Genomic DNA, 24,940 nt, shown 5'->3' on the forward strand with positions numbered 1-24,940 from the left:
GCGCAGAAACTCTCGCAGATAAAGCGACACCCACCTCGAATACGTCGGGCTCAGCCGCCTGCGCTGTTCCCGGCTCGTCCAGATCGGCAATAGCGACCTGATCCGATTGCAACATTTCTTGTAGTCCGGCAAATCCAAGCAAAAAATATCTCAGGAATACTGATAGTGAATCTTCGATAACCGATGAAAAAGGTTTCTTGACTCATTAACGCCGATGTCTTCCAACTTCGTCGAGTAATGTGCCAAACGTGAAGAGGAAACCGAATGGCCTTACCCGAAACAGCGGACGCCATTGAAGATGAAGACTCCACGCTGGAAGCTTTGATCGCCCATGCCACGGCCAGCGTAAGGATGGCCGAGACGTATTCCTCCCCCTTCCCCCACATTTTCTTTCGCGATTTCTTCCCGACGGAATTCTATCGCGGCCTGGTCGACAATCCGCCCGCCGACGCCACCTTCGACGCGCTCAATCACCATCAGACGCGCTTCGCCGCCCGTCTCTACGACGCTCATGCCGAGGAAACCGACCCGGACGAGGACGGCCGCTGGCGCAAGGTCTCGGCGGTGCTGCAATCGGCGGAACTGGAGGCCGTGATCCGCGACAAGCTGGCGGAGGGCCTGGAAATCCGGCGCAAGGGCGAAGGGCTCGACCGCGCCGACGATCTCGGCCTCTTCGCCAAGCCCGTGATCTACAAGGACCTCGACGGCTACAGCATCAGCCCGCATCCCGACACGCGCAAGAAGGTCGTGACGATGCAGCTCTACATGCCGCGCGACGACCGCCAGAAGGACATGGGAACGACGCTCTACCAGATGTCCGCCAAGGGCGTCCTGCACCCCGGTTCCTATTTCCTGGAACCGGTGAAGACCTTCCCCTTCCTGCCGAATGTCGGCTACGCCTTCGTCGTGCTGAAGCCGTCGCACAGCGTGCTGAAGACGAGCTGGCACGGCCGGCCGAAGATCAACACCACGCCCGGCGAACCGCGCGTGAGCGTGCTCAACACATTCTACGCCAAGGACAGCTACGGCTTCTGACCGCCAGCCGCGCCGCCGACCCGAAACAGCACGGGTATCGACACGGCGATCACGATCGCCACCAGCGGCCCCGCCCAGAGGAACCGGTCCGGATCGACCCGGCCCTCGCCGAACGCTGACCGCAGAAGAAGCCCGGTCACCGGCAGGTTGAGAAGCACCGCCGTCGCCGTTCCCGGCGCGTAGCGGCGCAGGGCGACAGTCGCGGCGAGATGCGGGAAACCCACATTGACCAGCATGGCCAGCGCATAGCCGGAGACGAGATAGTCCGCGATCCGGCTGCCGGCCGCCGACCACGCCACGACCGCCCAGGCGGCGATCGTCAAAACCAGGACTGCGAAACGGAACTGCCTTGCCGAAACCGGCACGTGAAACCGGCCTGCCGAGGCCGACCAGCGCGGCAGCCAGATCGCCTCTTCCGCATTGTGGAGGGTGACCGCGAGAGCGAACAGCCAGGCCAGCGTGAAGAAGCCCGGCTCGGCCATTCAGGCCGTCCGGATCTTGTACTGACGCGGAATGTCCTTCGTCACCTCGAACCAGGCGGAGGCGGCCGTGCGCGCCTGATGGGCCTCGAACGCCGACTGGTCGGCGAAGATCTCCGAAACGATCAGGCGGCCCGCCACCTCCCCGCAGGGCATCACGCTGAAATAGACGCAGCCCGGTTCCGCATGCGTCAGGCGGACATGCTCGGGCAACGCCGCCTCGACGGCCGTCAGCCGCTCGGCGGGCACGTCGATATGCCCGTCGAGCAGGACCGCGCCCGCATGCGGTTCGGGACGGACGGTCTTGTCCATCGTCACATGCCTTCCGGGCCGCGGCTCATCGCCGCCACGCCGGTCCGGCACACCTCGACGAGGCCGAGCGGCGCCATGATGGCGATGAACTGCTCGATCTTCGACGTCCGTCCGGTCACCTCGAAGATGAAATGCTCGATATTGGCGTCGATCACCGTCGCCTTGAACGCGTCGGCGAGCCGCAGCGCCTCGACGCGGGCCTCGCCCTTGCCGGCCACCTTGATCATCGCCAGTTCGCGCTCCAGCGGCTTTTCGTGGCCGAGCGCGTGCGCGGTAACTGTCAGGTCGATGACCCGGTGCACGGGCACGATGCGCTCCAGCTGCGCCTTGATCTGCTCCAGCACATGCGGCGTGCCGCGCGTGACGATCGTGATGCGCGACAGGTGCTTCTCGTGCTCGGTCTCCGAGACGGTGAGGCTCTCGATATTGTAGCCGCGCCCGGAGAACAGGCCGATCACGCGCGCCAGAACGCCCGGCTCGTTGTCGACGAGGACCGCGAGCGTGTGGGTTTCCGGACGCTGGGTCTCCTGGGCGATGAAATAGGCCGAGCCGGTCGGCCGAAGCTGTGCGTTCATGGGTGGCTCTCCTGAGCGATGGGTGTCCTGGTGAATGGTTTGAACCGCGCCACAAGCAGCCCGGCGAAGATGACGCCGAGCGCGAGAAGCGCGTGTGGTCCCGGCCTTTCGCCGAGGAAGACGACGGCGAGCACCACGCCCGCCACCGGCACAAGCAGGTTGATCTGGCCGAAGAACGCCGCGCCCTGCCGGCGGATGATCGCCGCCATGATCAGCGCGCCGACGGCCGAAGGCAGTGTGCCCATCGCCAGCAGCGCCACGGTCACGGTCGGCGACGGTGCGATGGCGAGCGGCTGCTCGAACAGGAACGCCGCCGGCAGCAGGATGACCAGCGTCCAGGCGGTGATGTAGGCCATCAGCGCCATGGGCGGCCGGCCGACAAGCGGCTTCATCGACAAGGCGTTGATGGCATAGGCGAAGGCCGCGCCGAGCATCGCCAATTGGCGGAAAAGGTCCTGCCCGAACCCGGCCTGCAATTGCGGCCAGAACAGGATCGCGAGCCCGACAAGCCCGAGCGCGACGCCGAGGAATTTCGGCAGCGTCATCCGCTCGTCACGGGTGACGAAATGCGCGAGCACCAGCACGGTCAGCGGCATGAACCCCATCAGGATCGCCGCCAGCCCGCTGTCGATCACCTCGACGCCCCAGTTGATCAGCGTGAACGGCGCCACCGTGCCGGCCAGCGCGCACACGATCATGAAGACATGGTCGCGCGCCGTCGGCCGAAACCAGCGCCGCGCCGCGATGGCGAAAGCGAACAGCATCACCGCGGAGATCACCTGGCGGATCAGCGTGATGGTGATCGGCGTCACCTCCGCCACGGCCACCTTCGACAACAGGAAGGCGCTGCCCCACAGGAGCGCCAGCGTGGTCAGGAGCGTGTAGTCGAGAAGGCCGGGACGGTCACCGCTCATGGTGCCTCCGCGGCGCGATAGTCCTCGACGACGGTCTCGCCGACGCCGATTTCCTCGATCACCCACGGCTCCCGCAATCCGGCGTCCACCCAGTCCCGATAGGCCGGGTGCGCCATCACCGCGTCCATGTAACTCCGCGCCGTCTCCGGCACGTCGATCTGGTAGGCGAAGAGACGGCCGGCGAGCGGCGCATACATCGCGTCCGCCGCCGAAAAGGTGCCGTAGAGATACGGGCCGTCCGCCCCGAACCGGCTGCGCGCCTCTTCCCATACGGCACACAGCCGGGCGACGTCCGCCGCGCAGTCTTCACCGCGGTCCCGCGGCGCGTAGCGCGCGACGAAGCTCATCGGGCACGCCGACCGCAGTCCCGCGAAACCGGCATGCATCTCCGCGGCGATCGAGCGCGCATGCGCCCGCGCCGCCGGGTCCGCCGGCCAGATCGCGAGATCGGGACGGGTCTCGGCGAGATGCTCGATGATCGCCAGGCTCTCCCAAAGCGTCACGTCGCCGTCGATCAGCACCGGCACCTTGCCGGCACGGCTGTAGCGCGCGATCAGGCCCTGCGATTCAGGCCGGTAGAGCGGGATCACCGTCTCCTCGAAGGGGATCCCGAAGGCTTTCAACACGAGCCAGGCCCGCATCGACCACGAGGAATAGGCCTTGTTTCCGATCACGATCCGCATTGTCTGTGACCCCGCTCAGGCGGCGGCGGGACGAACCCGCCACGCCTTAGACCAGCGCCTTTCCTTCCGCGCTGATGGCGTTGGCCACCGCTTCGTCGGTCGCCTCGTCCGGCAGCAGCATCTCGTTATGCGCCTTGCCCGACGGGATCATCGGGAAGCAGTTGGCGAGATTGGCCACGCGGCAGTCGAAGATCACCGGGCTGTCGGCCGCGATCATCGCGTCGAGCGCGTCGTCCAGCTCGTCCGGCTTCTCGGCGCGAATGCCGACGCAGCCATAGGCCTCGGCGAGCTTGACGAAGTCCGGCAGCGCCTCGGTGTAGGAGTGCGACAGCCGGTTGCCATGCAGCAATTGCTGCCACTGGCGCACCATGCCCATATACTGGTTGTTCAGGATGAAGATCTTGATCGGCGCGTTGAACTGCACCGCCGCCGACATCTCCTGGATCGTCATCAGCACCGAGGCGTCGCCGGCGATGTCGACGACCAGCGCGTCCGGATGGGCGACCTGGACGCCCAGCGCGGCCGGCAAGCCGTAGCCCATCGTGCCAAGCCCGCCCGACGTCATCCAGTGGTTCGGCTCGTCGAAGCCGAAGAACTGCGCCGCCCACATCTGGTGCTGGCCGACCTCGGTCGTGATGAACGTCTCGCGCCCGCTCCGCTTGGCCGCCTCCGACAGCCGCTGGATGGCGTATTGCGGCATGATGACGTCCTTGTTCGGCGTGTAGGCGAGCGAGTTGCGCGCCTTCCACTTGCCGATCTGGACCCACCATTGCGCCAGCGCCGACTTGTCGGCGACGCCGCCCGAAGCCCGCCAGATGCGCACCATGTCTTCGAGAACGTGCTCGACATCGCCGATGATGCCGATGTCGACATGCACGATCTTGTTGATCGAGGACGGGTCGATGTCGATGTGGATCTTCTTGGCGTTCGGCGCGAACTTGTCGAGCCGGCCGGTGATGCGGTCGTCGAAGCGCGCGCCTATATTGATCATGACGTCGCAGTCATGCATCGCCATGTTGGCTTCGTAGGTGCCGTGCATGCCGAGCATGCCGAGCCAGTTCTCGCCGCTCGCCGGATAGGCGCCCAGCCCCATCAGCGTCGAAGTGATCGGAAAGCCGGTCAGCGACACCAGTTCGCGCAGCAGGCGGCTGGCCTCGGGGCCGGAATTGATCACGCCGCCGCCCGAATAGATGATCGGCCGCTTGGCCGACGCCAGCAGCTTGACGGCCGCCTCGATCAGCGCCTCGTCGCCCGACAGCTTCGGCTGGTAGCTGGCCCGCATGTCGGCCGCGTCGGGGCCGTGATACAGGCCGGTCGCGAACTGGACGTCCTTCGGAATGTCGATGACGACCGGACCGGGACGGCCGGTGGTCGCGACTCGGAACGCCTCGTGCAGGATGCGCGGCAGGTCGTTGACGTCCTTGACCAGCCAGTTGTGCTTGGTGCAGGGCCGCGTGATGCCGACCGTGTCGCATTCCTGGAAGGCGTCGGAGCCGATCAGCGTCGTCGGAACCTGGCCGGTGATGCAGACAAGCGGAATGGAATCCATCAGCGCGTCCTGCAGCGGCGTCACCGCATTGGTCGCGCCGGGGCCCGACGTCACCAGCATGACGCCCGGCTTGCCGGTGGAGCGGGCATAGCCTTCGGCCGCGTGGCCGGCGCCCTGCTCGTGGCGCACCAGGATGTGCTCCACGTCTTCCTGCTGGAAGAGTTCGTCATAAATCGGAAGAACCGCGCCGCCCGGATAACCGAATATGTGCTCGACCCCGTGGTCCTTCAGCGCCTGGAGCACCATTTCGGCGCCCGTCATCTCGCGTTTCTCGCCCGCACCGGCATTCGCGTTCATGTTTCTGTTCCCGTCTTCGGCGTCTCTGCTGCCGTTCGCTTTCGAGACCTAATGATGTGTTTGATTGTTCCGCGCAATAAAAAAGGCCCCCTGAGGAGCCTTGTGTTTTCCGCGCATGGGAGCTTGCCGCCGGGCGATTACATCGCCCTGCCCATGCGCGGTCCTACTACGAGAATGATCTTCGTCATGGCGCGGACCATATGACCGCCGGCGGGTGCCGTCAAGTATTGCGCCAAAGCAAACGGCTTTTGCTGATCCGTTGTAGCCATTCCTTAACTCGGCGCGGCGACAATGGGCGTTCCTGGTATGCGGGACAAGGGATCATGCAAGACAGGCCGGCCGACGCTCTTTCCATGTCATCCGACATTCGTTCATCCGACAATCAATCACCCGACAGATCGCAATTCGTCGAGCGCAATCGCACCGAGGGACATGTCGTCTCCTGCGACGGCACGCACGCGGTCATCGCCGCACTCGCCGGCAGGGGCGATCCCGCCAGCGAGGATTACTGGGCCGTCGGCCAGTTGATCTCGATCCGCGTCGATAACAACCGCGTCGTCGGCATGCTGTTCAAGGTCGACACCAACACCGGGCTCTGGTCCAGCGACGTCTCCAACCTGATCCACATCCACGTGGAACTGGTCGGCGAGATCGTCGAGGACGAGCACGGCAAGGCGAAATTCACCGGCGGCATTTCCTCCTATCCGCATCTGGGCGCCATCGCCCACCGCATCCGCAAGGTCGATCTGGCCGCGATCTACGAGAACGACGACGAGCGCGCGATCCCGATCGGCTTCCTGTCGCAGAACAACGAGATTCCGGCGCTGATCTCCATCGACAGCCTGATCTCGCGTCACTTCGCCGTCGTCGGCACGACCGGCGTCGGCAAGTCGACCGCCGTGACGCTGCTCCTGCGCAAGATCGTGGGCACGCGCCCCGACGTCCGGATCCTCATCCTCGATCCGCACAACGAGTTTTCGTCCGCCTTCCCGGACCTCGCCATCACGATCAACGATTCCGATCTCGACCTGCCCTTCTGGATGTTCCGGTTGGAGGAGTTCACCGAGGTCCTGTTCCGCGGACGGCCGGCGATCCCGGAGGAAGTCGACGCGCTGCGCGACCTCATCCCCCTCGCCAAGATGCAGTTCAAGGGCAGCGGCCAGCCCCGGCTGCGCAAGTCGCATGACTCCTCGGCCATCACGTCGGACACGCCGGTCCCCTACCGCATCTCCGACCTGACCAGCCTGATCGAGGAACGCATCGGCATGCTGGAGGGACGCGCCGAACGGCCCTTCCTCAAGGCCCTGAAGAACCGCATCGACGCCGCCGCGAACGATCCGCGCTACCGCTTCATGTTCGCCAACCGCACCATCGAGGACAACATCGTCGACGTCGTGTCGTCGATCTTCCGGATCCCCGACAACGGCAAGCCGATCACCGCCTTCCAGATGAGCGGCATGCCGTCGGAAATCGTCAACTCGGTCGCCTCGGTCCTCTGCCGCCTCGCCTTCGACCTGGCGATCTGGTCGAAATCGCAGATCCAGACGCTGGTCGTCTGCGAGGAGGCGCACCGCTACATCCCGACCGACAAGACGGCCGGCTTCGCGCCGACCCGCTCGGCCATCGCCCGCATCGCCAAGGAAGGCCGCAAATACGGCGTCTATCTGGGCATCGTCTCCCAGCGCCCCGGCGAGCTGGACGAGACGATCCTCTCCCAGTGCAACACCTTCTTCTCCATGCGGCTCGGCAACGAGCGCGACCAGGAGATCATGCGCAAGGCGATCTCCGGTTCGTCGCGCTCCGCCATCAACTTCCTGCCTTCGCTCGCCAACCGCGAGGCGATCGCCTTCGGCCAGGGCGTTTCCACGCCGATGCGCATGACCTTCGAGAAGGTCGAGAAGGCCAAGCTTCCGGGCAACCACCTCTATGACGAGCAGGCCGCGGTCCAGACCGGCGACGCGATGATCGAGGTGGAAGACGTCATCCACATGATGCGGTTCCCGCGCGGCGAGCATGGCGGCCCGGACGAACATTACGATCGCGGCAACGGCATCAAGCAGCCGCTCGGCGAACGGCCGGTCGGCGAACAGCGCCCGTCGCTCGAGGGGTCCTTCCATGACGACGAGGGCCTGCTCTCGCCGAACGAGGTATCGGCGAACCCGCTCCAGGCCGAGCGCGAGGAACTGGCGCGCCTGTTCAGCGACGATGGCGGCCTGCGCTCCGGGCGCGACCGCTTCGCCAGGCCCGAGCACGAGCGCGACCCCGCGCCGACCTTCCGGCCGGAACCGGCCCGCCCGACGAGCCAGCCGCAATCCTCGCCGTCATCCGGCTCTTCCGGCCGCGATCTCATCAACCGCTTCCGCAAATGACGACCGGTCGCGATCCTCGCTGATCGCGGTTCGTTCGGAACAAGAGATGTGCTGGATGGGCGGCGACCGCCCCGTCAGGCGCAGACGCGGTTTCGACCGCCTCGCTTGGCCGCGTAGAGGTTCTCGTCGGCCCGCTTGTAGAGCGTGCCGCCCGTTTCCTTGCCGTCCCAGACCGCGATGCCGACGCTGATCGTGATCTTCAGCCGGACATTGTTGCCGAGGTTGAACACCAGGCTCGACACGGCCAGCCGCAGGCGATTGGCCATCTTCTCCAGTTCCGGCAGCGCCACGTTCGGCGCGACGATGGCGAATTCCTCGCCACCCATGCGCGCCGTGATGTCGTGGTGGCGCGTATAGTCCCGGATCGTGTCGGCAAGGCCCTTGATCACCTCGTCGCCGATGTCGTGACCATGCGTGTCGTTGATGGATTTGAACTTGTCGATGTCGAGGATCATGATCCCGAGCGGCCGCTCGATGCGCGAGAACTCCTCCATGTACTGCGCCAGCGCGTCGTCGAAATAGCGTCGGTTCTGCAGCCCGGTCATCGGGTCGGTCAGGGCCGCCCGCTGGAAGGTCTGGCTCTTCATCTCCATGGACTCGGCCTTTTCGCGCCACTGTCCGTGTTCATGCGCCTGCCTGCGGATCATCGGGTAGAAGACGACGATGCCGACCATGAGGGCCGAGATCAGCAGCCCCAATTGCAGCTGCAGCGCGGCGATGCCGCTGGCGACGGGCTCCGGAACGGACTGTCCGTCGAAGGCCCCGGACACAACGGAATTGGCCCAATAGGCGCAGACCGCGGCGCCCACCAGGAGCATCAGAAAGGCGATGAAGAACTTCTCGGTGCGATGAAGCCGCATGGCAGACAAACCGGTTACGGATTCGCGCACACTAGGTCAGGCGAGTTGCACGCTCGTTAAACGGATGGGTTTAGGATTGCTTAGCGGCGTCGCTGCGATTTTAGCGGACGCGACGTCACGGGCGTTCGACGCGCCGCCAGCCCTCGCCGAGCTGGTTGCGGAACCAGGTCATCTGGCGCTTGGCATATTGCCGCGTGGCGGTCTTGGCGCGCGCCACCGCCTCGTCCATCGCGCATCGCCCGGCCAGCGCGTCGGCGAATTCGCGCACGCCGATCGCCTTCATCGCCGGCAGCGACGGGTCGAGATCGAGCGCGAGCAGCGCCCTCGCCTCGTCCAGCGCCCCCGCCTCGACCATCATGTCGAACCGCGTCTCGATATTGGCGTAGAGCGTGTCGCGTTCCGGCAGCACCAGATACCGCTCCGCGTCGTCCGCCTCGATCAGCGGCGTGCCCGTTTCCGCCTGCCAGTCCAGGATCGAGCGGCCCGACACCTCGTGAACCTCCAGCGCCCGAACGATCCGCTGCCCGTCGCCCGGCCGAAGCGTCGCCGCCGCGCGCGGATCACGCGCCGCCAGCACCCGATGCAGCGCCGCCGCCCCCTCTTCCGCCAGCCGCGCCCGCATGCCCGTCCGCACCGCGTCGGGAATGGCCGGCATCGGCGACAGCCCCTGCGTCAGCGCGCGGAAATAGAGCCCCGTCCCGCCGACGAACACCAGCGGCCGGCCGGCGATCGCGTCGTCCGCCAGCACGCTCTCGACATCGTCGAGCCAGCGCCCCGTCGAATAGCTTTCGCCCGGCGGCACATGGCCGTAAAGCCTGTGGGCGGCCAGCGCCTCGTCTTCCGGCGAGGGTCGCGCCGTCAGCACCCGCAGCACGTCATAGACCTGCATGGAATCGGCGTTGACGATGACGCCGTCCATCGACCCGGCGATTTTCATCGCCAGCGCCGACTTGCCGCTTGCCGTCGGTCCCGCTATCAACACCGCGCGCCGGGACGCCTGCCTGCCTGCCACTTCCTGTCACTCCATCGCGGTTCCGCGCTCTGCGTCCATGAGAGCCATCCCATGAACACCATCATCACCCTGATTGCCAATCCCGAAGCCGGCACGCTCGACGCCGATCTTCTCCGTTCGGTCGAGGCGCCGCTCGCCGGCACGCATGTCGACTGGCTGAGCGAAGGCGAAGCCGCCGACGTCGTGATCGCCGAGCCGCTGTCCGCCGACGACCGCGCGACGCTCGCCGACGATCTGACGTCGCGTCTCGCCGGCCTGCCGATCGATTTCGCGATCCAGACGCTGCGCCCGGAAGAGCGCCGGAAGAAGATCCTGATCGCCGACATGGATTCCACCATGATCCGCCAGGAATGCGTCGACGAACTGGCCGACGAGGCCGGCATCGGCCCGCATGTCGCCGCCATCACGGCGCGCGCCATGAATGGCGAGATCGGCTTCGAGGGCGCGCTGCGCGAACGCGTGGCGCTGCTGCGCGACCTGCCGGTCGACGTCATCGAACGCGTCATCGCCACCCGCATCCAGCTCATGCCCGGCGGACGCGAACTGGTCGCCACCATGAGGGCGCACGGCGCCTGGTGCGCGCTGGTCTCCGGCGGCTTCGTCGATTTCACCAGCCGCATCGCCGCGATGATCGGCTTCCAGGAGCAGCGCGCCAACCGGCTTCTCCAGGCCGACGGCAAGCTGACCGGCGAGGTCGCCGAGCCGATCCTCGGCCGCCAGGCCAAGGCCGACGCGCTGATGGAAATCGCCGCCCGCCTCGACCTCACCCCCGCCGACGCCATCGCGGTCGGCGACGGCGCCAACGACCTGACCATGCTCGACCTCGCCGGCACCGGCGTCGCGCTGCACGCCAAGCCGAAGGTCGCCGAACAGGCCGACATCCGCATCGACCGCAACGACCTCACGGCCCTGCTCTACATCCAGGGCTATCGCCGCGACGAGTTCGTCCGATGATGCGCGTCGAGACCGAGCGCCTGATCATGCGCCCGTGGGAAGAGCGCGACCGCGACCTCTTCTACGAGATCAACTCCGATCCCGAGGTCATGGCGTTCTTTCCCATGCGCCGGACGCGCGAGCAGGCGGACGCCTTCTTCGACACGCTGCTCGATCGCCAGAAGAACCGTGTCACCTTCTCGGCGCTGGAACTGCGCGAAACCGGCAAATGCATCGGCTTCTGCGGCCTGCACGAGGACAATATCGAACCGCATTTCCCGGCCGGCACGGTCGAGATCGGCTGGCGCCTCGTCACGCGGGCCTGGGGCAAGGGCTATGTCACGGAAGGCGCGCGCGCCGCGCTGGCCTACGGCTTCACGCAGATGGGCCTTGCCGAGATCGTGTCCTTCGCGGTCCACGACAATCACCGCTCCACGGCGGTGATGGAGCGCATCGGCATGCGCCGCGATCCCGGCTCCGATTTCGACTATTTCAAGATCCCGGACACGCATCCGCATCTCAAGCGCCACGTCGTCTACCGGATTTCCGCCGAGGATTGGCGCAGCAAAAAGGGCGGTCACTGACCGCCCTTTTTCATGTCTCGTCCGACGAGGTCCGTCAGTCGATCCGGATCGTCGCGAAGCGCAACTCGCCGGTCTTGGCCGCGAGCATCAAAAGCGCGTTGCGGCGGTTGTCTTCCTTCAGCTTGTCGATCGCCTCGACCACGTCCTTCGGCGAGGTGACGGTCTCCTGCGCGATCTCCACGATCGTCTCGCCCGGCTGAATGCCCTTTTCGGCTGCTGCCGATTCGGGATCGACTGCGAGGATCACGACGCCGCGTTCCACGCTCTCGCCGATGCCGAACGCCTCGCGCTGCGCCTCGTCCAGTTCGGCCAGCGTCATGCCGAAGAGTTCGACGGTCGCCGGCTCTTCCTGGGCCGCGCCGTCTTCCTCCTGCTCGGGCGTCGCCATGGCAACGTCGGTGTCTTCCAGCCGGCCGAGCGTCACGTCCACGGTCATCCGCTCGCCCTTGCGGATCAATTCCACCTCGACCGCCTTGCCGACGGGGCTGTCGGCAACGATGCGCGGCAAGGCGCGCGCATTGTCCACGTCGCGCCCGTCGAAACGCAGGATCACGTCGCCCGGTTCGATGGTGCCGTCGTCGACCGGCCCGCCCTTGATGATGCCGGCGACGAGCGCGCCCTTCGCATTGTCCATGCCGAGGCTTTCCGCGATGTCGTCGGTGACCGACTGGATGCGCACGCCGAGCCAGCCGCGCCGCGTCTCGCCGAATTCCACCAGCTGGTCGATGACGTGCTGCGCCAGTTCGGCCGGGATCGAGAAGCCGATGCCGATGGAGCCGCCGGACGGCGAGATGATCGCCGTGTTGATGCCGATGACCTCGCCCTTCATGTTGAACAGCGGCCCGCCGGAATTGCCGCGGTTGATGGCGGCGTCCGTCTGGATGAAGTCGTCATAGGGCCCGGAATTGATGTCGCGGCCGATCGCCGAGATGATGCCGAGCGTCACCGTGCCGCCGAGGCCGAACGGGTTGCCGATCGCCAGCACCCAGTCGCCGACCCGCGCCGTGTCGGAATCGCCGAACGGCACCGCCTTGAGCTGCTTGTCGCCCGGATCGATCTTCAACACCGCGATGTCGGTCTTCGGGTCGTGGCCGAGGACTTCCGCCTTGATCTTGGTGCCATCGTTGAAATTGACGCTGACCTCGTCGGCGCCCTCGATGACGTGGTTGTTGGTCACGACGATGCCGCTCTCGTCGACGACGAAGCCGGAGCCGAGCGACTGCACCTGGCGCGAGCGCGGCCCGCCGCCGTCCTGCTGCTGGTCGAAGAACTCGTCGAAGAATTCCTGGAACGGCGACCCTTCCGGCACCTCCGGGCGCGGCACGTTCTGGTCGCTGCCGCCGACCGTCTGCGACGTCGAGATGTTGACGACGGAATCGAGCAGCCGGGCCGAGATGTCGGCGACCGATGCCGGCCCCTCCTGGGCGTCGGCGAAGCGTGCCGGAGCGCCGGGCAGCATCGCCCCGCCCGCGACGATCGCCAGCGACAGCATGGCAGCGCCGGCCAGCCGCAAGGGTTTCAGGGCCAAGGTGTCGAGAACCATCGGATTGCCTCCAAAAAATACCGCGAGAAATGCCGGTCAAGGGACCGTTCGGTCACATGGCGAAACCTAGGGCCCGCCATGTTCGGCACAAACGGACGTCACGCATATGTGACAAGCGTGGCCGCTTTGTGAAGGGCTGCCATCACACGTAATGCGCCAGCCAGATCAGCGCCAGGCCGGCGCATGCCGCGGCGAGTCCCGCCCGACGCAGGATCTCGTCGGGCGTTTCCAGCAGCATCGCCGCCATGCGCTTGGCGAAATTGGGGATCCCGCCATAAAGAAAGCCCTCGATCACAAGCATGAGACCGAGGGCCGTCAGGAAGATGGTCATTGCGGCGCTTGTCGCCCGGCTCCCGCCGGAGGCGTCGCGCCGGTCGCGTCCTTGAAGAACTTGAAGAACTCCGAGTTCGGCGACAGCACCATCGTCGTGTCGGAGCCTTCCAGCGCCCGCTGATAGGCCGCCATCGAGCGGTAGAACTCGAAGAACTCCGGATCGCGGCCGAAGGCGTCGGCGAAGATGCCGTTCCTCTGGGCGTCGCCCTCACCGCGCAAGATCTCCGATTCACGCTGCGCCTCGGCGACGATCTCGATGACCTGGCGGTCTGCGACGGCGCGGATGCGGCGTGCCGTTTCACGGCCGCGGGCGCGGATGCGCTCGGCCTCGGCCAGACGTTCCGCCTTCATGCGGTCGAAGGTCTGCTGCGAGACTTCTGCCGTCAGGTCGGTCCGCACGATGCGCACGTCCTCGACGCTCAGGCCCAGGTTCTGCGCGTCGGGACGAACCAGATCGCGCACCTGGCGCATCATCTCGGCGCGTTCTTCCGACAGGGCCGCCTCGAACGAGCGCAGGCCGTAGACCCGGCGCAGCGCCGCGTCGAAACGCGTGCGCAGGCGGTCGGCGGCCTGGCGCAGGTCGCCGGAAACCGTTTCGCGGAACTTGCGCGCGTCGGTGATCTTGAAGGTCAGGAAGGCGTCCACCTCGTAGAAGCGGCCACCCGAGACCTGCACCGGCGGCTGATCGGCGAGGTCGAGGCGCAACAGGCGGTCCTCGATGATCTGCACCGTGTCAGCGCCGGCAAACGAGAACGGCAGCTTGAAATAGAGGCCCGGCTCGGTCTTCACGTCCTGGATCTCGCCGAAGCGAAGGACGATCGCCTGCTGGCGCTCATTGACGACGAAAACCGAGGCGTAGACTGCGATCAGAACGACCGCGACGGCGATGCCGATAAGTGTCAGACGGTTCGAATTCATTACTGTGCGCCTCCCGTCGTGGTGCGGCGACCCTGGACTTCAGGCAGCGGCAGATAGGGCACGACGCCCGGTCCGCCGCCATTCTCGTCCATGATGATCTTGTTGGAATCGGCCAGGACCCGTTCCATCGTTTCCAGGAACAGGCGCTTGCGCGTCACTTCCGGCGCCAGCTTGTACTGGTCGTAGATGGAGATGAAGCGCTGCGCCTCACCTTCGGCTTCCTGCACGACGCGGGTCGCGTAGGCGGACGCGTCTTCGCGGATCTGCGCGGCTTCACCGCGCGCTTCGCCGAGCTTCTGGTTCGAATACTGGTTGGCTTCCTCGCGGAACTGGTCTTCGTTCTGCTCGGCGCGCTGCACTTCCTCGAAGGCGTCGGCCACTTCACGCGGCGGCGCGGCGTCCTCGATGGACACGGTGTTGATCGCGATGCCCGCGCCATACTCGTCCAGCGTCGCCTGCATCGAGGTGCGAACCTCGTCGGCGATCGCCGCGCGGTTGTCACGGAAGACGTCCTGCGCCGGACGGCGGCCGACGATCTCGCGCATGCCGCTTTCGGCGACCTGGCGCACCATCTCGTCGGGAGACGCCACGTTGAACAGATAGGCCGCCGGATCGATGACGGAGTAGAGAACCGCGAACTGCACGTCGACGATGTTCTGGTCGCCCGACAGCATCAGGCCGGAGTTCGCGCCGACGCCGCTCGTGCCCACCGAAATCTGGTTTTCGACGATGCGAACCGTCTCGACCGTCTCGATCGGCCACCAGTGCCAGTGCAGGCCCGGACCGGACAGTTCCGCCTTGGGCTTGCCGAACAGCAGCTCCACGGCGCGTTCGTCGGTATCGACCTGGTAGAGGCCCTGGATGACGTAGAGAACGAGAAGGCCGGCGCCGACCAGGCCGAACAGGAGCGGGCTTCCGCCTCCGCCGCCGGGCATCGCCCGTTTCAGCCGGTCCTGGCCGCGTTTGATGATTTCCTCGAGATCCGGCGGTTGTCCGCCCGGCTTCTGCGGGCCGCGCGGGCCGGACGGTCCCTGGCCCCACGGGCCTCCGCCATTATTGCCTCCGCCGCCCCATGGGCCGCCGCCTCCACCGTTCTGATTGCTCCAGGGCATCCATGTCCTCTCAGATTGCAAAAAGACCGCCGGATAACGCATCCGACGGCGTACTCTCCGGCTGTTATAGGAACGCAGAGACCCGCTTTCAACGCGCTGCCGACGTTTTTGGTTGACGGACGAGCCCGCGAATTTGCCCCTGTCGCCGCACTCGCCGACGAATTGGGGTTGCCACCCGCCGCGCATTGGGAACAATGGATTCCCTCGCGGCAGGCGAACGGGAGGGTTCGGCTGCACGATTGTTCAACTGGGAGGAACACGATGAATCACCTGACCCGTCGCACCATTCTGACTGCTGCCGCAGCCCTGGGCCTGACCGCCTCGGCTACGTTCGCGGTCTCCGCGCAGGAGCCCCGCAACTACATTCTCGCCACCGCCTCGACCGGCGGCACCTATTATCCGGTCGGCGTCGCGATTTCCACGCTGACCAAGGTCAAGCTGGAGCCCTCCCAGAAGCTCGGCATGTCGGCGATTTCCTCGGCCGGCTCGGGCGAAAACGTCAAGCTCCTGCGGGACGGAGAGGCCCAGTTCGCGATTCTCCAGGGTCTTTACGGCTACTACGCGCGCACCGGCTCCGGTCCGATCGAGGCCGAGGGCCCGCAGGAAAACCTGCGCTCGGTTTCCATGCTCTGGCAGAATGTCGAGCATTTCGTCATCAACTCGGAATTCGCCGATTCGGGGTCGATCGAGGACGTCGTCGCGCTGAAGGGCAAGACCATGGCGCTCGGCGCGCAGAACTCCGGCACGCTCGGCTCCAACCGGACCATCCTCGCCGGCTTCGGCATCGATGTCGATGCCGACTATGACCTGCTCTATGGCGGTTACGGCCCGGCGGCCGAAGCCGTGCAGAACGGGCAGGCAGCGGGCATGAGCACGCCCGCCGGCGTGCCGGTCAGCGCCGTGACGCAGCTCTTCTCCACGGCCGGCGACAAAGTGACGCTTCTGTCGTTCTCGCCCGAGCAGATTGTCACCGCCAACAACGGCATGGACCTGTGGACCGAATACGTCATCCCCGGCGGCACCTATCCGGGCCTCGACGAGGACGTGACCACGATCGCCCAGCCGAACTTCCTCGCCACCGCAGCCGATCTGCCGGAGGAAGACGTCTACCAGATCACCAAGACCATGTATGAGAATCTCGCCTTCCTGCAGGCGATCCACCCGGCCACCAAGGCGATGGCGCTGGAAAAGGCGATTGCCGGCCTGCCGCTGCCGCTGCATCCGGGCGCGCTGCGCTTCTACGAGGAAGCCGGCCTGACGATCCCGGACCGCCTCCGTCCCTGATCCGGACCCGGTTTGAGGCCGCCTTGCGCGGCCTCGAACCCGCCTGCTCTCGATTCGCGCAGGGAGGTTTGCGATGCGTGCCGAAACAATGACCCAGACCGGCTCGCCCGGTCTGAACCGTCATGGGCTGGGACTGGTGACGCTCGTCGTCGCCGTGGTCATTTCGGCGGCCCATGTCTGGATGAACTCCTTCGGCAGCGTCGCCGTCCTCACCCAGAACGGCTTCCACTTCGCCGGATTCGTCCTCCTCTGCACGCTCGTCTCCCCCGTCTCCGACAAGCCCTGGGCGCAGCGCGGCGCGATCCGCATACTCGACATCGCCTTCGGCGCAGCGGTCGCCGCCGCCGCGATCTACGTCATCAACGCCGAGAACGCGATCTACGACCGCGGCGTCCGGCTGATCTGGAGCGACTGGCTGGCCGGCCTGCTCTGCGTCGTCGGCGTCATCGAATTCACCCGCCGCACCACGGGCTGGATCATTCCGGTCCTGATCATCCTCGCGCTCACCTACATCGTCTGGTGGGGCCAGTATGTGCCCGGCGTCTTTCGCTTCCGCGGCCTGCATGCCGAAACCGTGCTGTTCCGTTCGCTCTATGGCGACGACGCCATGTTCGGCTCGATCGCCCGCATCTCCTCGACCTACGTCTTCATGTTCATCCTGTTCGGCGCCTTCCTGCTGAAATCCGGCGCCGGCGAATTCATCGTCGACATTTCCCGCGCGGTGGCGGGCAAGCTCGTCGGCGGCCCGGGCTTCGTCGCCGTCCTGTCGAGCGGGCTGACGGGCACGATCTCCGGCTCCGCCGTCGCCAACACGGCCTCGACCGGCGTCATCACCATCCCGCTGATGAAGCGCGCCGGCTTCCCGCCCACTTTCGCCGCCGGCGTCGAGGCGGCCGCCTCCACCGGCGGCCAGCTCATGCCGCCGATCATGGGCGCCGGCGCCTTCGTCATGGCGAATTTCACCCAGATCCCCTACACGACCATCGTCACGGTCTCGATCCTGCCGGCGATCCTCTACTTCCTGACCGTCGGCTTCTTCGTGCGCATCGAGGCCAAGCGCTCCCATGCCACCGCGCTGGCCGACGAGGACGGCCCCGACCTTTGGACCGTGTTCCGCAATGGCGGCCCCTCCTTCATCATCCCCGTGGCGCTCCTGATCGTGCTGCTGGTGCGCGGCTTCACGCCCACCTATGCCGCCGGCTACGCCATCATGGCCTGCATCGTCGCCTCCTGGCTGACGCCCAACCGCATGGGCCCGACCCGCATCATCGAGGCGCTGGAACTGGGCGCGCGCAACATGATCATGACGGCGATCCTGCTCGTCGGCGTCGGCCTGATCGTCAACGTCATCACCACCGCCGGCATCGGCAACACCTTCTCGCTGATGATCTCGACCTGGTCGCAGGGAAGCCTCATCCTCGCCCTCGTGCTGGTGGCCGTGGCCTCGCTGGTGCTCGGCATGGGCCTGCCAGTGACGGCCGCCTATATCGTGCTCGGCACGCTTTCGGCCCCGGCGCTCTACCAGCTGATCCTCCAGTCGCAGCTGGCCGACGTGCTGGCTGCCGGACAGTTGCCCGAGACGGCAAAGGCGATCTTCATGCTGGCCGCGCCCGACAAGATGGCCGCGCTCGCAGCCCCGATGCCGCTCGCCGAGGCGCAGGCCCTGATCGCCGCCCTGCCGGTGGAAAGCCTGTCGCTTCTCTACGACCAGGCCTTCCAGCCCGCCGTCCTCGCGGCGACGCTTCTGTCGGCGCACATGATCATCTTCTGGCTGAGCCAGGATTCCAACGTCACGCCGCCGGTGTGCCTCGCCGCCTTCACCGGCGCGGCGATCGCCGGCAGCCCGCCGATGAAGACGGGCTTTGCCGCGTGGAAGGTCGCCAAGGGCCTCTATTTCGTGCCCCTCCTCTTCGCCTACACGCCGTTTCTGTCGGGCGACTGGGGGCAGATGCTGTGGATCTTCACCTTCGCCGTCTTCGGCCTCTGGGCCATCGCGGCTGCGATCGAGGGCTATTGGGAAAACCGCATGAACATCGTCGAGCGGGTCGCGACGCTGGCGGTCGGCGCCGCCCTGATGTGGCCCGCCCCGCATTGGGTCAACCTCGCCGCGCTGGCCGGCTTCGTCGCGGTCTTCGCCTGGAACATCATGAAGGGTCGCCGCCAGCCCGTGGCGGCCTGACTGCCTATTCCGGCAGCCCCGCCTTGCGGAACCCGTCCGCGAAACGTTCGCGATAGGACGGATCCTGGATCGAGGCCGTCTCCAGCATCGCCGACACGGTGGCCGTGCGTCCGAGCGCCTCATATTCCATCGCCATCCATTCCGCCTCGTCGATCTGGCCGAGCTGGCCATGCGTCGCGATCAGGAAGCGGTAGGGATAGGGCGCGGTCGGGTTGCGGTCGCGCGCGACCGTCAGGCTCTTCTCGGCGTTCTCGTACTGCCCGAGGAAATAGGCCGCCATGCCTTCGGCCAGATAATACCAGTAGGGCGCGATCGGATTGCGTTCGAACCCCTCGGCGATCAGCGGCAGCGCCTCTTCCGCCCGGCCGTCGAAAATGTAGGTGTTGGCGAGGAACATGTAGGCGTCGACATAGTTCGGATCGAGCTCGATCGCCCGCCGGAGTTCCGCGATCGCGATCTCGAAATCCGGCGAGAAGCTGCGCGTGTGAAGCCGGCCAAGCGCGAAATGCGCGAATGGCAGGCTGTCGTCCAGGCTGACCGCGCGACGGGCGTGCTTCATCGCCTTGTCGACAGTCGGTCCGATCGGCTCCACCCACCTGTTTTCCGCGCGGAAACTGTAGATTTGCGACAGAAGCGCGTGCGGAAGCGCGTATTCCGGATCGAGGCGGATCGCTGTCAGCAACGCCTCTTCCGCCTGCAGGTTGGTCTCCCGCGTGTACAGGTTTTCGAGCTCGCGGCCGCGCAGATAGGCATCATAGGCGGCGATGTCGCGCGTGCCATAGACGCCGAGCCGTTCGCGCTCGGCCCGCGAAAGCCGCACCGAAAGCACCTTCATCAGGCTGGAGAGAAGCGTCTCCTGGAAGGCGAAGATGTCGTCCGTCGCGCCGTCATAGCGCTCCGCCCAGGCGTTCTTGCCGGTCGCCCCGTCGACGAGCGCGGCCGACACCCGCAGATCGTCGCCGGCGCGCCGCACGCTGCCCTCAAGCACATAGTCGGCGTTCAGAATGTCGGCGACCGCGCGGATGTCCATCGCTCCTGAATCGAGCGCGAAGGACGCCCCGCGCGACACCACGCGCAGATCGGAGATCTTCGACAGCCCGACGATCAGGTCCTCCGCCACGCCGTTCGCGAAATAGGCCTGCGCCTCGTCGCCGCTGGCATTGGCGAACGGCAGCACCGCGATCGTCTGCATCGTCCCCTCGCCCGCCGGGCGCGTCGCCCACCAGAGCGCGGCAAGCCCGACCAGCACCAGAACCACCGCAACGACACCGGCGGGAAGCAGCAGCCCTCGCCATGATGCCGGCACACCGGCGAAGGCGTCCGGCGATCCGGCCTCGGCCCGCAGGCTGTAGCCCCGCTTCGGCACGGTCTTCAGAAGTTTCGACCCGTCCGGTCCGAGCGCCTTCCGGATCTCCGAGATGCATTGAACCAGGCTGTCGTCGGTGACGAAGGTGTTCGGCCAGACATCCGCCATGAGCTGGTCCTTGGTGACCACGCTGCCCGCATTGTCCGCGAGGAGGGAAAGGACCTTGGCTGTCTGCGGTCGAAGCTGAACCGACCGTCCTTCCCTGCAGGTCAGTTCATTGGCGTCCCGATCGAACCGAAACGGTCCGACCGCCGTCACCGAATCCGAATTCGTCATTCTTTCGGAGCGCTTTCGTGACTCTCGGCATGCATTTCACGCTCGATCTTAACCGCGCCACGTCGGTTCACAAACCAAAAACTGACGTAGCGGCAAGCGGATACGAAAATGAGGAGAATCGGTCATGAAAACGTTTCTGAAGGCGCTGGCTGTCTGCATCGCACTCGCCAGCATGGCACAGGCGAATGAAGACGTTGCATCGCTGGATCGGCAGGACAACGCCGAAACCCTCGTCGTCGCGAGCATCTGCGAGGCACCGCAAACGCAAGCCGTGGCCGCGTCGGAGCGGTTCGCGCGCGCCGCGGCTCTGGCGCGCGAGGAATGCGTCAAGCCGGGCTGGTCCTGGGACGACTGAGCCGGAACGCAAAACGCCCGCCGGTTTCCCGGCGGGCGTTGCATCTCGGGAGGAGATTTAGACGTTCTCGAGAATGAGATGGCCGACGGCGGTGTTGGAGGCCGGCACGTGGTAGTGGCGATGCACTTCGCGGGCGCTCTCTTTCAGGGCGCCGCGCATCACGTGCCACATCACCATCTCGACGCCTTCCGAACCCGCCTCGCGCAGATATTCCACATGCGGGATCTTGCTGGCGGCGACCGGGTCGTTGACCAGCATGTCGAGGAATCGCTTGTCCCATTCCGGGTTGATCAGGCCGGCGCGCTTGTACTGCAGCTGGTGGCTCATGCCGCCCGTGCCGAACACCATGACGTTGAGGTCCTCGTCGAAGCTCTCCACGGCGCGCGCCACGGCCTTGCCGAGATTGTAACAGCGGTTGCCGGTCGGCGCCGGATACTGCACCACGTTGACGGCCAGCGGAATGACCTGGCAGGGCCACTCGTCGTCCGGGCCGTGCTCGCCGAACATCAGCGACAGCGGCACGGTCAGGCCGTGATCGACGTCCATCTCGTTCATGATGGTCATGTCGAACTCGTCGAGGATCAGCGACTGGGCGATGTGGCTCGCCAGCTTCTGGTGGTTCTTGACCACCGGCACCGGACGCGGGCCCCAGCCCTCGTCGGCCGGCTGGAACTCAGCCGCGCAGCCGAGCGCGAAGGTCGGAATGCAGGACGCGTCGAAGGCCGTGCAGTGGTCGTTGTAGACGAGGAAGATCACGTCCGGCGTGTTTTCCTTCATCCATTCGCGCGACTTCACGAAGCCGTCGAAGCAGGGCTTCCAGTACGGCTGGTCGGTGATGCCCGTGTCCATGGCGACGCCGATGGCGGGCACGTGAGAGCAGGACACGCCTGCGGTGATACGGGCCATTGTTATTCTTCTCCCCATTCGGATTTGTAGCGGTTGCCTTCGATCGACCGGCCGCCATTCAGCATCATGTCGCGATATTCGTCGCGGCCCATGCCGGTCATCAGGCCGGCGAGCCCCTGGAAGTTGATGCCGTGATAGGCCGCGAGCTTCGCCGTGTAGTAGACGTTGCCGCCGAGCTCGAGCATCCGGTTCCAATTCTGGTCGCGAACCGCCTGGCGCTGCTCTTCGGTCATCGGAAACGATGCCAGATAGGCTTCCGGATCGGCGGTGTAGGCGTCGCGGCCCTTCTGCTTGCCGAGCGAAATGCAGAACTGGTTCAGGTGATAGCCTTCCCGGGACCGGTCCGCGTCGAACACGAACGTGCCGGGAATGTCCTCATAGTCTTTTTTCATGCCCAAAGGTTGGTTCCTCCTTGTCCGCAGAATGATGTCGAGTGACGTCTCGAACGACGATCATAGCGCCGCCCGGGATGAATTGGGCTACATCCTGCGCTTCAAAGGTGAGTTAATAGTGCGTCTTTTTCGGATTGAAAGGTCCGAATCTCAAAATGAAAGATTCCGACACGAAACTTATATGACCGAAGTGACGCCGCCTGGCGTCAGCCGTCGCGCCGCTCGTAAACGACATAGCGCGTCGGGTAGCTGTCCTTCTCGCCGGCCGGCACGGCCTCGTCCTCGACCGCTTCCCAGATCTCCGGATCGATCGCCGGAAACCCCGTGTCGCCGTCCACTTCCGCTTCCACATGGGTGACATGCAGGATGTCGGCGATGCCCATCGCCTGCGCGTAGATTTCGCCGCCGCCGATGACGAAGATCTCGTCTTCCGGCGGCCCGTCCGGATCCTCCGGGTCGGGCTCGGCGCTCTCAAGATGCGCGGTCGCCAGTTCCAGCGCCGCGTCCAGCGAACCGACGCGCATCGCGCCCTCTGCCGCCCAGTCGTAATTGCGCGTCACCACGATGTTGAGCCGGCCCGGCAGCGGCCTGCCGATGCTCTCGAAGGTCTTGCGCCCCATGATGATCGGCGCGCCCATCGTCAGCGCCTTGAACCGCTTCAGGTCCGACGACAGCCGCCACGGCATGTCGCCGTCACGCCCGATGACCCCGTTTCGAGACACCGCGACGATGACGGAAAGGACAGGCTGCATGGTGCTCATTGCTCCGGCGCGACGATGAACAGGAAGTCGAGGTCCTTTTCGGGCAGGAACCCGTCCATGTCCATCTCGAAGGTGGTCGGCCCGGTCTTGGTGACGCCCTGGCCGCAAAACGAGACGAGATTGTCGGTCGAGCCCTTGTCGACGATCAGCTTGAAGGTGCCGATCGGCCCCGCCCAGTTGGCGCCCGACGACAGCACGTAGGAAAGCCAGCGCTCTGAATAATGCGGCCCGTCGCCGCCGCTGGCGGCATCGCGCTTGCGCACCGCCGACAGGAAGCCTTTGTCCACGCAGAACTTGTCGGCGTAATAGGGATGCGGCTCCGTCCGCGTCCCGTCGCCCAGCACGAACAGCCCCGCCGCGCCGCCCGTCGCGGGGACATAGCGGTGCTCCACGGCGACATCGACGCCGGCCGGAAAGACCATCCGCCACCAATAGGCCGATTTCAGCGTCCAGGTCGCGTCGATCTGGGGCCGCCCGCCGGCCCGGCCGAGGTCGCCCTGCACCATGACGATGCCCCAGGATTGCAGGTCCTCGATCTCGGCATCGGACAGATGCGAAACGTCCAGCCCGTCATAATCGCCGATCGGCGCGAGCGGCAGGCCCGCCGCCAGCACCCTGTCGGTCACGTCGACGCCCGCCACATAGGCGCGCTGCTGCAACTCCGGCCGTATCGCCCGCCCGTCCACGGTCACCGTGAAGCCGAGGAAATTGTCGTCCAGATTGGGGATCGCCACTTCCCAATAAGGGCTCACATCCATGTCCGGCATCGGAAAGGCGACGAGCGTCTCGACATCGCGATCGCTGCGATTGCGAAAGACATAGTCGACCCGCACCTCGTCCATCGAGATGTGCAACACCTCGCTCTGCATCGCGACGCTGAAATTCTGCGCCAGCACGATCCCGCCCGCGCCGATTTCGGCGGTGGAATCATTGGCCGCGGCCGGCGTCGCGGCGGCGAGAGCGAGACCGAGGAGAACGGCGGCGCGCGCGCTCACACCGCCACCAGCGCCTTGATATGCGGATGCGGCTCGTAGCCGGTGATCTCGAAATCCTCGAAGGTGAAGTCGAGAAGGTCGTCCACCTTGCGCCTGATCGTCAGCTTCGGCAGCGGCCGCGGATCGCGCGCCAATTGCGTCTCGGCCTGTTCGAAATGGTTCGAATAAAGATGCGCGTCGCCGAAGGTGTGGACGAAGTCGCCCGGCTCCAGCCCGGTCACCTCGGCGACCATGTGGGTCAAGAGCGCATAGGAGGCGATGTTGAACGGCACGCCGAGGAAGATGTCGGCCGAGCGCTGGTAGAGCTGGCAGGAAAGCCTGCCGTCGGCGACGTAGAACTGGAACAGGCAGTGGCACGGCGGCAGCGCCATCTCGTCCACCAGCGCCGGGTTCCAGGCCGAGACGATGTGCCGGCGCGAGAACGGGCTCTTGCGGATGCCGTCGACCAGCTTGGCGATCTGGTCCACATGCCCGCCATCGGGCGTCGGCCATGAGCGCCACTGGTAACCGTAGACCGGGCCGAGATCGCCGTTCTCGTCGGCCCATTCATCCCAGATCGACACGCCGTTGTCCTTCAGCCAGGCGATGTTCGTGTCGCCCTTCAGGAACCACAGCAGCTCGTAGATGATGGAGCGCAGATGCAGCTTCTTCGTCGTCACCAGCGGGAAGCCTTCCGACAGGTCGAACCGCATCTGGTAGCCGAAAACCGAGCGCGTGCCGGTTCCGGTCCGGTCGCCGCGGTCGGTGCCGGTTTCCATCACGTGGCGCATCAGGTCGAGATATTGCTTCATGGGATTACCTCACATGATTCCCGCATTTGCGTCCATGCGCGCAAATCCAGGCCCACAGATAAGACGGGCCGTGCCGGCACGCGACAACGCCCTTGTCCGGCACCACGAAAAATGCCCCCGCCGAAGA

At 65.8% G+C, this 24,940-nt stretch carries 25 protein-coding genes; 7 read left to right on the forward strand and 18 right to left on the reverse strand.

What is annotated here, in order from left to right; translation table 11 throughout:
• Window positions 1–264: 264 nt before the first annotated feature.
• Window positions 265–1,035, forward strand: coding sequence for a hypothetical protein (locus tag MRY80_RS11730; protein WP_293291189.1), 771 nt, complete (start codon window positions 265–267; stop codon window positions 1,033–1,035).
• On the opposite strand, the gene MRY80_RS11735 is transcribed toward MRY80_RS11730, so the two are convergent.
• Genes MRY80_RS11735 through MRY80_RS11760 form a run of 6 tightly spaced genes read right to left on the reverse strand, consistent with a single transcriptional unit; the run spans window position 1,023 to window position 5,844 of the window.
• Complete coding sequence (locus MRY80_RS11735) at window positions 1,023–1,517, reverse strand: HXXEE domain-containing protein (protein WP_293291191.1); 495 nt, start codon at window positions 1,515–1,517, stop codon at window positions 1,023–1,025. The two genes, MRY80_RS11730 and MRY80_RS11735, sit on opposite strands and share 13 nt — an antisense overlap.
• A complete protein-coding gene (locus MRY80_RS11740; RefSeq protein WP_293291193.1) occupies window positions 1,518–1,826 on the reverse strand; it encodes an antibiotic biosynthesis monooxygenase in 309 nt (102 codons plus the stop codon). It abuts the gene before it with no gap.
• 2 nt (window positions 1,827–1,828) lie between these two features.
• Window positions 1,829–2,401, reverse strand: a complete 573-nt coding sequence (gene ilvN / locus MRY80_RS11745) for an acetolactate synthase small subunit (RefSeq protein WP_293291195.1) — start codon at window positions 2,399–2,401, stop codon at window positions 1,829–1,831.
• Entirely contained in the window at window positions 2,398–3,315 is a 918-nt protein-coding gene (locus MRY80_RS11750) for a DMT family transporter (RefSeq protein ID WP_293291197.1), read from the reverse strand. The genes ilvN and MRY80_RS11750 overlap by 4 nt, the downstream gene beginning before the upstream one ends.
• Window positions 3,312–3,998 carry a glutathione S-transferase family protein gene (locus tag MRY80_RS11755; protein ID WP_293291198.1) on the reverse strand — a complete coding sequence of 229 codons (687 nt, stop codon included), beginning with the start codon at window positions 3,996–3,998 and terminating at the stop codon, window positions 3,312–3,314. Before MRY80_RS11755 ends, MRY80_RS11750 begins: the two co-directional genes overlap by 4 nt.
• 46 nt (window positions 3,999–4,044) lie before the next feature.
• The gene (locus MRY80_RS11760) at window positions 4,045–5,844 is read right to left on the reverse strand and encodes an acetolactate synthase 3 large subunit (RefSeq protein ID WP_293291200.1); all 1,800 of its coding nucleotides are present in this window, start codon (window positions 5,842–5,844) and stop codon (window positions 4,045–4,047) included.
• 323 nt (window positions 5,845–6,167) lie between these two features.
• Here MRY80_RS11760 and MRY80_RS11765 point away from each other — a divergent pair, with 323 nt between their 5' ends.
• Entirely contained in the window at window positions 6,168–8,213 is a 2,046-nt protein-coding gene (locus MRY80_RS11765; protein WP_293291201.1) for a DUF87 domain-containing protein, read from the forward strand.
• 74 nt (window positions 8,214–8,287) lie between these two features.
• Here the strand turns inward: MRY80_RS11765 and MRY80_RS11770 are convergent, their stop codons facing one another.
• Together MRY80_RS11770 and miaA are read right to left on the reverse strand one after the other, a co-directional pair.
• A complete protein-coding gene (locus tag MRY80_RS11770; RefSeq protein WP_293291202.1) occupies window positions 8,288–9,073 on the reverse strand; it encodes a GGDEF domain-containing protein in 786 nt (261 codons plus the stop codon).
• A 115-nt stretch (window positions 9,074–9,188) separates the two neighbouring features.
• A complete protein-coding gene (gene miaA / locus MRY80_RS11775; RefSeq protein ID WP_293291257.1) occupies window positions 9,189–10,010 on the reverse strand; it encodes a tRNA (adenosine(37)-N6)-dimethylallyltransferase MiaA in 822 nt (273 codons plus the stop codon).
• Between the two features lie 126 nt (window positions 10,011–10,136).
• Here miaA and serB point away from each other — a divergent pair, with 126 nt between their 5' ends.
• Together serB and MRY80_RS11785 are read left to right on the forward strand one after the other, a co-directional pair.
• On the forward strand, window positions 10,137–11,039 hold the full coding sequence (gene serB / locus MRY80_RS11780; protein ID WP_293291204.1) for a phosphoserine phosphatase SerB: 903 nt from the start codon (window positions 10,137–10,139) through the stop codon (window positions 11,037–11,039).
• Window positions 11,036–11,602: a GNAT family N-acetyltransferase gene (locus MRY80_RS11785; protein WP_293291206.1), complete on the forward strand. Its 567-nt coding sequence runs from the start codon at window positions 11,036–11,038 to the stop codon at window positions 11,600–11,602. The genes serB and MRY80_RS11785 overlap by 4 nt, the downstream gene beginning before the upstream one ends.
• A gap of 34 nt (window positions 11,603–11,636) precedes the next feature.
• Here MRY80_RS11785 and MRY80_RS11790 read toward each other — a convergent pair whose 3' ends face one another.
• The 4 genes from MRY80_RS11790 to hflK form a co-directional block, all read right to left on the reverse strand.
• Window positions 11,637–13,145, reverse strand: coding sequence for a Do family serine endopeptidase (locus MRY80_RS11790; RefSeq protein WP_293291207.1), 1,509 nt, complete (start codon window positions 13,143–13,145; stop codon window positions 11,637–11,639).
• A 142-nt stretch (window positions 13,146–13,287) separates the two neighbouring features.
• The gene (locus MRY80_RS11795) at window positions 13,288–13,476 is read right to left on the reverse strand and encodes a DUF2065 family protein (protein ID WP_293291208.1); all 189 of its coding nucleotides are present in this window, start codon (window positions 13,474–13,476) and stop codon (window positions 13,288–13,290) included.
• On the reverse strand, window positions 13,473–14,396 hold the full coding sequence (locus MRY80_RS11800; protein WP_293291209.1) for a protease modulator HflC: 924 nt from the start codon (window positions 14,394–14,396) through the stop codon (window positions 13,473–13,475). Before MRY80_RS11800 ends, MRY80_RS11795 begins: the two co-directional genes overlap by 4 nt.
• On the reverse strand, window positions 14,396–15,508 hold the full coding sequence (gene hflK / locus MRY80_RS11805) for an FtsH protease activity modulator HflK (protein ID WP_293291210.1): 1,113 nt from the start codon (window positions 15,506–15,508) through the stop codon (window positions 14,396–14,398). Before hflK ends, MRY80_RS11800 begins: the two co-directional genes overlap by 1 nt.
• A gap of 261 nt (window positions 15,509–15,769) precedes the next feature.
• Here hflK and MRY80_RS11810 point away from each other — a divergent pair, with 261 nt between their 5' ends.
• The gene (locus MRY80_RS11810) at window positions 15,770–16,792 is read left to right on the forward strand and encodes a TAXI family TRAP transporter solute-binding subunit (RefSeq protein ID WP_293291211.1); all 1,023 of its coding nucleotides are present in this window, start codon (window positions 15,770–15,772) and stop codon (window positions 16,790–16,792) included.
• 73 nt (window positions 16,793–16,865) lie between these two features.
• Window positions 16,866–18,971, forward strand: coding sequence for a TRAP transporter fused permease subunit (locus MRY80_RS11815; protein ID WP_293291212.1), 2,106 nt, complete (start codon window positions 16,866–16,868; stop codon window positions 18,969–18,971).
• Window positions 18,972–18,975: 4 nt separating this feature from the next.
• Here the strand turns inward: MRY80_RS11815 and MRY80_RS11820 are convergent, their stop codons facing one another.
• On the reverse strand, window positions 18,976–20,613 hold the full coding sequence (locus MRY80_RS11820; RefSeq protein ID WP_293291214.1) for a winged helix-turn-helix domain-containing protein: 1,638 nt from the start codon (window positions 20,611–20,613) through the stop codon (window positions 18,976–18,978).
• 124 nt (window positions 20,614–20,737) lie between these two features.
• Between MRY80_RS11820 and MRY80_RS11825 the strand changes: the two genes are divergently transcribed.
• Window positions 20,738–20,968, forward strand: a complete 231-nt coding sequence (locus MRY80_RS11825; RefSeq protein WP_293291215.1) for a hypothetical protein — start codon at window positions 20,738–20,740, stop codon at window positions 20,966–20,968.
• Window positions 20,969–21,025: 57 nt separating this feature from the next.
• Here MRY80_RS11825 and MRY80_RS11830 read toward each other — a convergent pair whose 3' ends face one another.
• From MRY80_RS11830 to MRY80_RS11850, 5 genes are all read right to left on the reverse strand, one after another.
• Window positions 21,026–21,874, reverse strand: a complete 849-nt coding sequence (locus MRY80_RS11830) for a class III extradiol dioxygenase subunit beta (protein WP_293291217.1) — start codon at window positions 21,872–21,874, stop codon at window positions 21,026–21,028.
• Between the two features lie 2 nt (window positions 21,875–21,876).
• The gene (gene ligA / locus MRY80_RS11835; protein ID WP_293291219.1) at window positions 21,877–22,266 is read right to left on the reverse strand and encodes a protocatechuate 4,5-dioxygenase subunit alpha; all 390 of its coding nucleotides are present in this window, start codon (window positions 22,264–22,266) and stop codon (window positions 21,877–21,879) included.
• Between the two features lie 206 nt (window positions 22,267–22,472).
• Window positions 22,473–23,027, reverse strand: coding sequence for a dihydrofolate reductase (locus MRY80_RS11840; protein WP_293291220.1), 555 nt, complete (start codon window positions 23,025–23,027; stop codon window positions 22,473–22,475).
• Window positions 23,024–24,022: a DUF4424 domain-containing protein gene (locus MRY80_RS11845; protein WP_293291221.1), complete on the reverse strand. Its 999-nt coding sequence runs from the start codon at window positions 24,020–24,022 to the stop codon at window positions 23,024–23,026. Before MRY80_RS11845 ends, MRY80_RS11840 begins: the two co-directional genes overlap by 4 nt.
• Window positions 24,019–24,813, reverse strand: coding sequence for a thymidylate synthase (locus MRY80_RS11850; RefSeq protein ID WP_293291223.1), 795 nt, complete (start codon window positions 24,811–24,813; stop codon window positions 24,019–24,021). The genes MRY80_RS11845 and MRY80_RS11850 overlap by 4 nt, the downstream gene beginning before the upstream one ends.
• Window positions 24,814–24,940 lie beyond the last annotated feature (127 nt).

It is taken from the genome of Oricola sp., from assembly GCF_022763245.1.
In the GTDB taxonomy this organism is placed as follows: Bacteria; Pseudomonadota; Alphaproteobacteria; order Rhizobiales; family Rhizobiaceae; genus Oricola.

Bases quoted from the DNA above. Each gene is read 5' to 3' on its own strand.
- MRY80_RS11730 (WP_293291189.1), top strand. From the start codon at position 265: ATGGCCTTACCCGAAACAGCGGACGCCATTGAAGATGAAGACTCCACG.
- MRY80_RS11735 (WP_293291191.1), bottom strand. From the start codon at position 1,517: ATGGCCGAGCCGGGCTTCTTCACGCTGGCCTGGCTGTTCGCTCTCGCG.
- MRY80_RS11740 (WP_293291193.1), bottom strand. From the start codon at position 1,826: ATGGACAAGACCGTCCGTCCCGAACCGCATGCGGGCGCGGTCCTGCTC.
- ilvN (WP_293291195.1), bottom strand. From the start codon at position 2,401: ATGAACGCACAGCTTCGGCCGACCGGCTCGGCCTATTTCATCGCCCAG.
- MRY80_RS11750 (WP_293291197.1), bottom strand. From the start codon at position 3,315: ATGAGCGGTGACCGTCCCGGCCTTCTCGACTACACGCTCCTGACCACG.
- MRY80_RS11755 (WP_293291198.1), bottom strand. From the start codon at position 3,998: ATGCGGATCGTGATCGGAAACAAGGCCTATTCCTCGTGGTCGATGCGG.
- MRY80_RS11760 (WP_293291200.1), bottom strand. From the start codon at position 5,844: ATGAACGCGAATGCCGGTGCGGGCGAGAAACGCGAGATGACGGGCGCC.
- MRY80_RS11765 (WP_293291201.1), top strand. From the start codon at position 6,168: ATGCAAGACAGGCCGGCCGACGCTCTTTCCATGTCATCCGACATTCGT.
- MRY80_RS11770 (WP_293291202.1), bottom strand. From the start codon at position 9,073: ATGCGGCTTCATCGCACCGAGAAGTTCTTCATCGCCTTTCTGATGCTC.
- miaA (WP_293291257.1), bottom strand. From the start codon at position 10,010: ATGAAAATCGCCGGGTCGATGGACGGCGTCATCGTCAACGCCGATTCC.
- serB (WP_293291204.1), top strand. From the start codon at position 10,137: ATGAACACCATCATCACCCTGATTGCCAATCCCGAAGCCGGCACGCTC.
- MRY80_RS11785 (WP_293291206.1), top strand. From the start codon at position 11,036: ATGATGCGCGTCGAGACCGAGCGCCTGATCATGCGCCCGTGGGAAGAG.
- MRY80_RS11790 (WP_293291207.1), bottom strand. From the start codon at position 13,145: ATGGTTCTCGACACCTTGGCCCTGAAACCCTTGCGGCTGGCCGGCGCT.
- MRY80_RS11795 (WP_293291208.1), bottom strand. From the start codon at position 13,476: ATGACCATCTTCCTGACGGCCCTCGGTCTCATGCTTGTGATCGAGGGC.
- MRY80_RS11800 (WP_293291209.1), bottom strand. From the start codon at position 14,396: ATGAATTCGAACCGTCTGACACTTATCGGCATCGCCGTCGCGGTCGTT.
- hflK (WP_293291210.1), bottom strand. From the start codon at position 15,508: ATGCCCTGGAGCAATCAGAACGGTGGAGGCGGCGGCCCATGGGGCGGC.
- MRY80_RS11810 (WP_293291211.1), top strand. From the start codon at position 15,770: ATGAATCACCTGACCCGTCGCACCATTCTGACTGCTGCCGCAGCCCTG.
- MRY80_RS11815 (WP_293291212.1), top strand. From the start codon at position 16,866: ATGCGTGCCGAAACAATGACCCAGACCGGCTCGCCCGGTCTGAACCGT.
- MRY80_RS11820 (WP_293291214.1), bottom strand. From the start codon at position 20,613: ATGACGAATTCGGATTCGGTGACGGCGGTCGGACCGTTTCGGTTCGAT.
- MRY80_RS11825 (WP_293291215.1), top strand. From the start codon at position 20,738: ATGAAAACGTTTCTGAAGGCGCTGGCTGTCTGCATCGCACTCGCCAGC.
- MRY80_RS11830 (WP_293291217.1), bottom strand. From the start codon at position 21,874: ATGGCCCGTATCACCGCAGGCGTGTCCTGCTCTCACGTGCCCGCCATC.
- ligA (WP_293291219.1), bottom strand. From the start codon at position 22,266: ATGAAAAAAGACTATGAGGACATTCCCGGCACGTTCGTGTTCGACGCG.
- MRY80_RS11840 (WP_293291220.1), bottom strand. From the start codon at position 23,027: ATGAGCACCATGCAGCCTGTCCTTTCCGTCATCGTCGCGGTGTCTCGA.
- MRY80_RS11850 (WP_293291223.1), bottom strand. From the start codon at position 24,813: ATGAAGCAATATCTCGACCTGATGCGCCACGTGATGGAAACCGGCACC.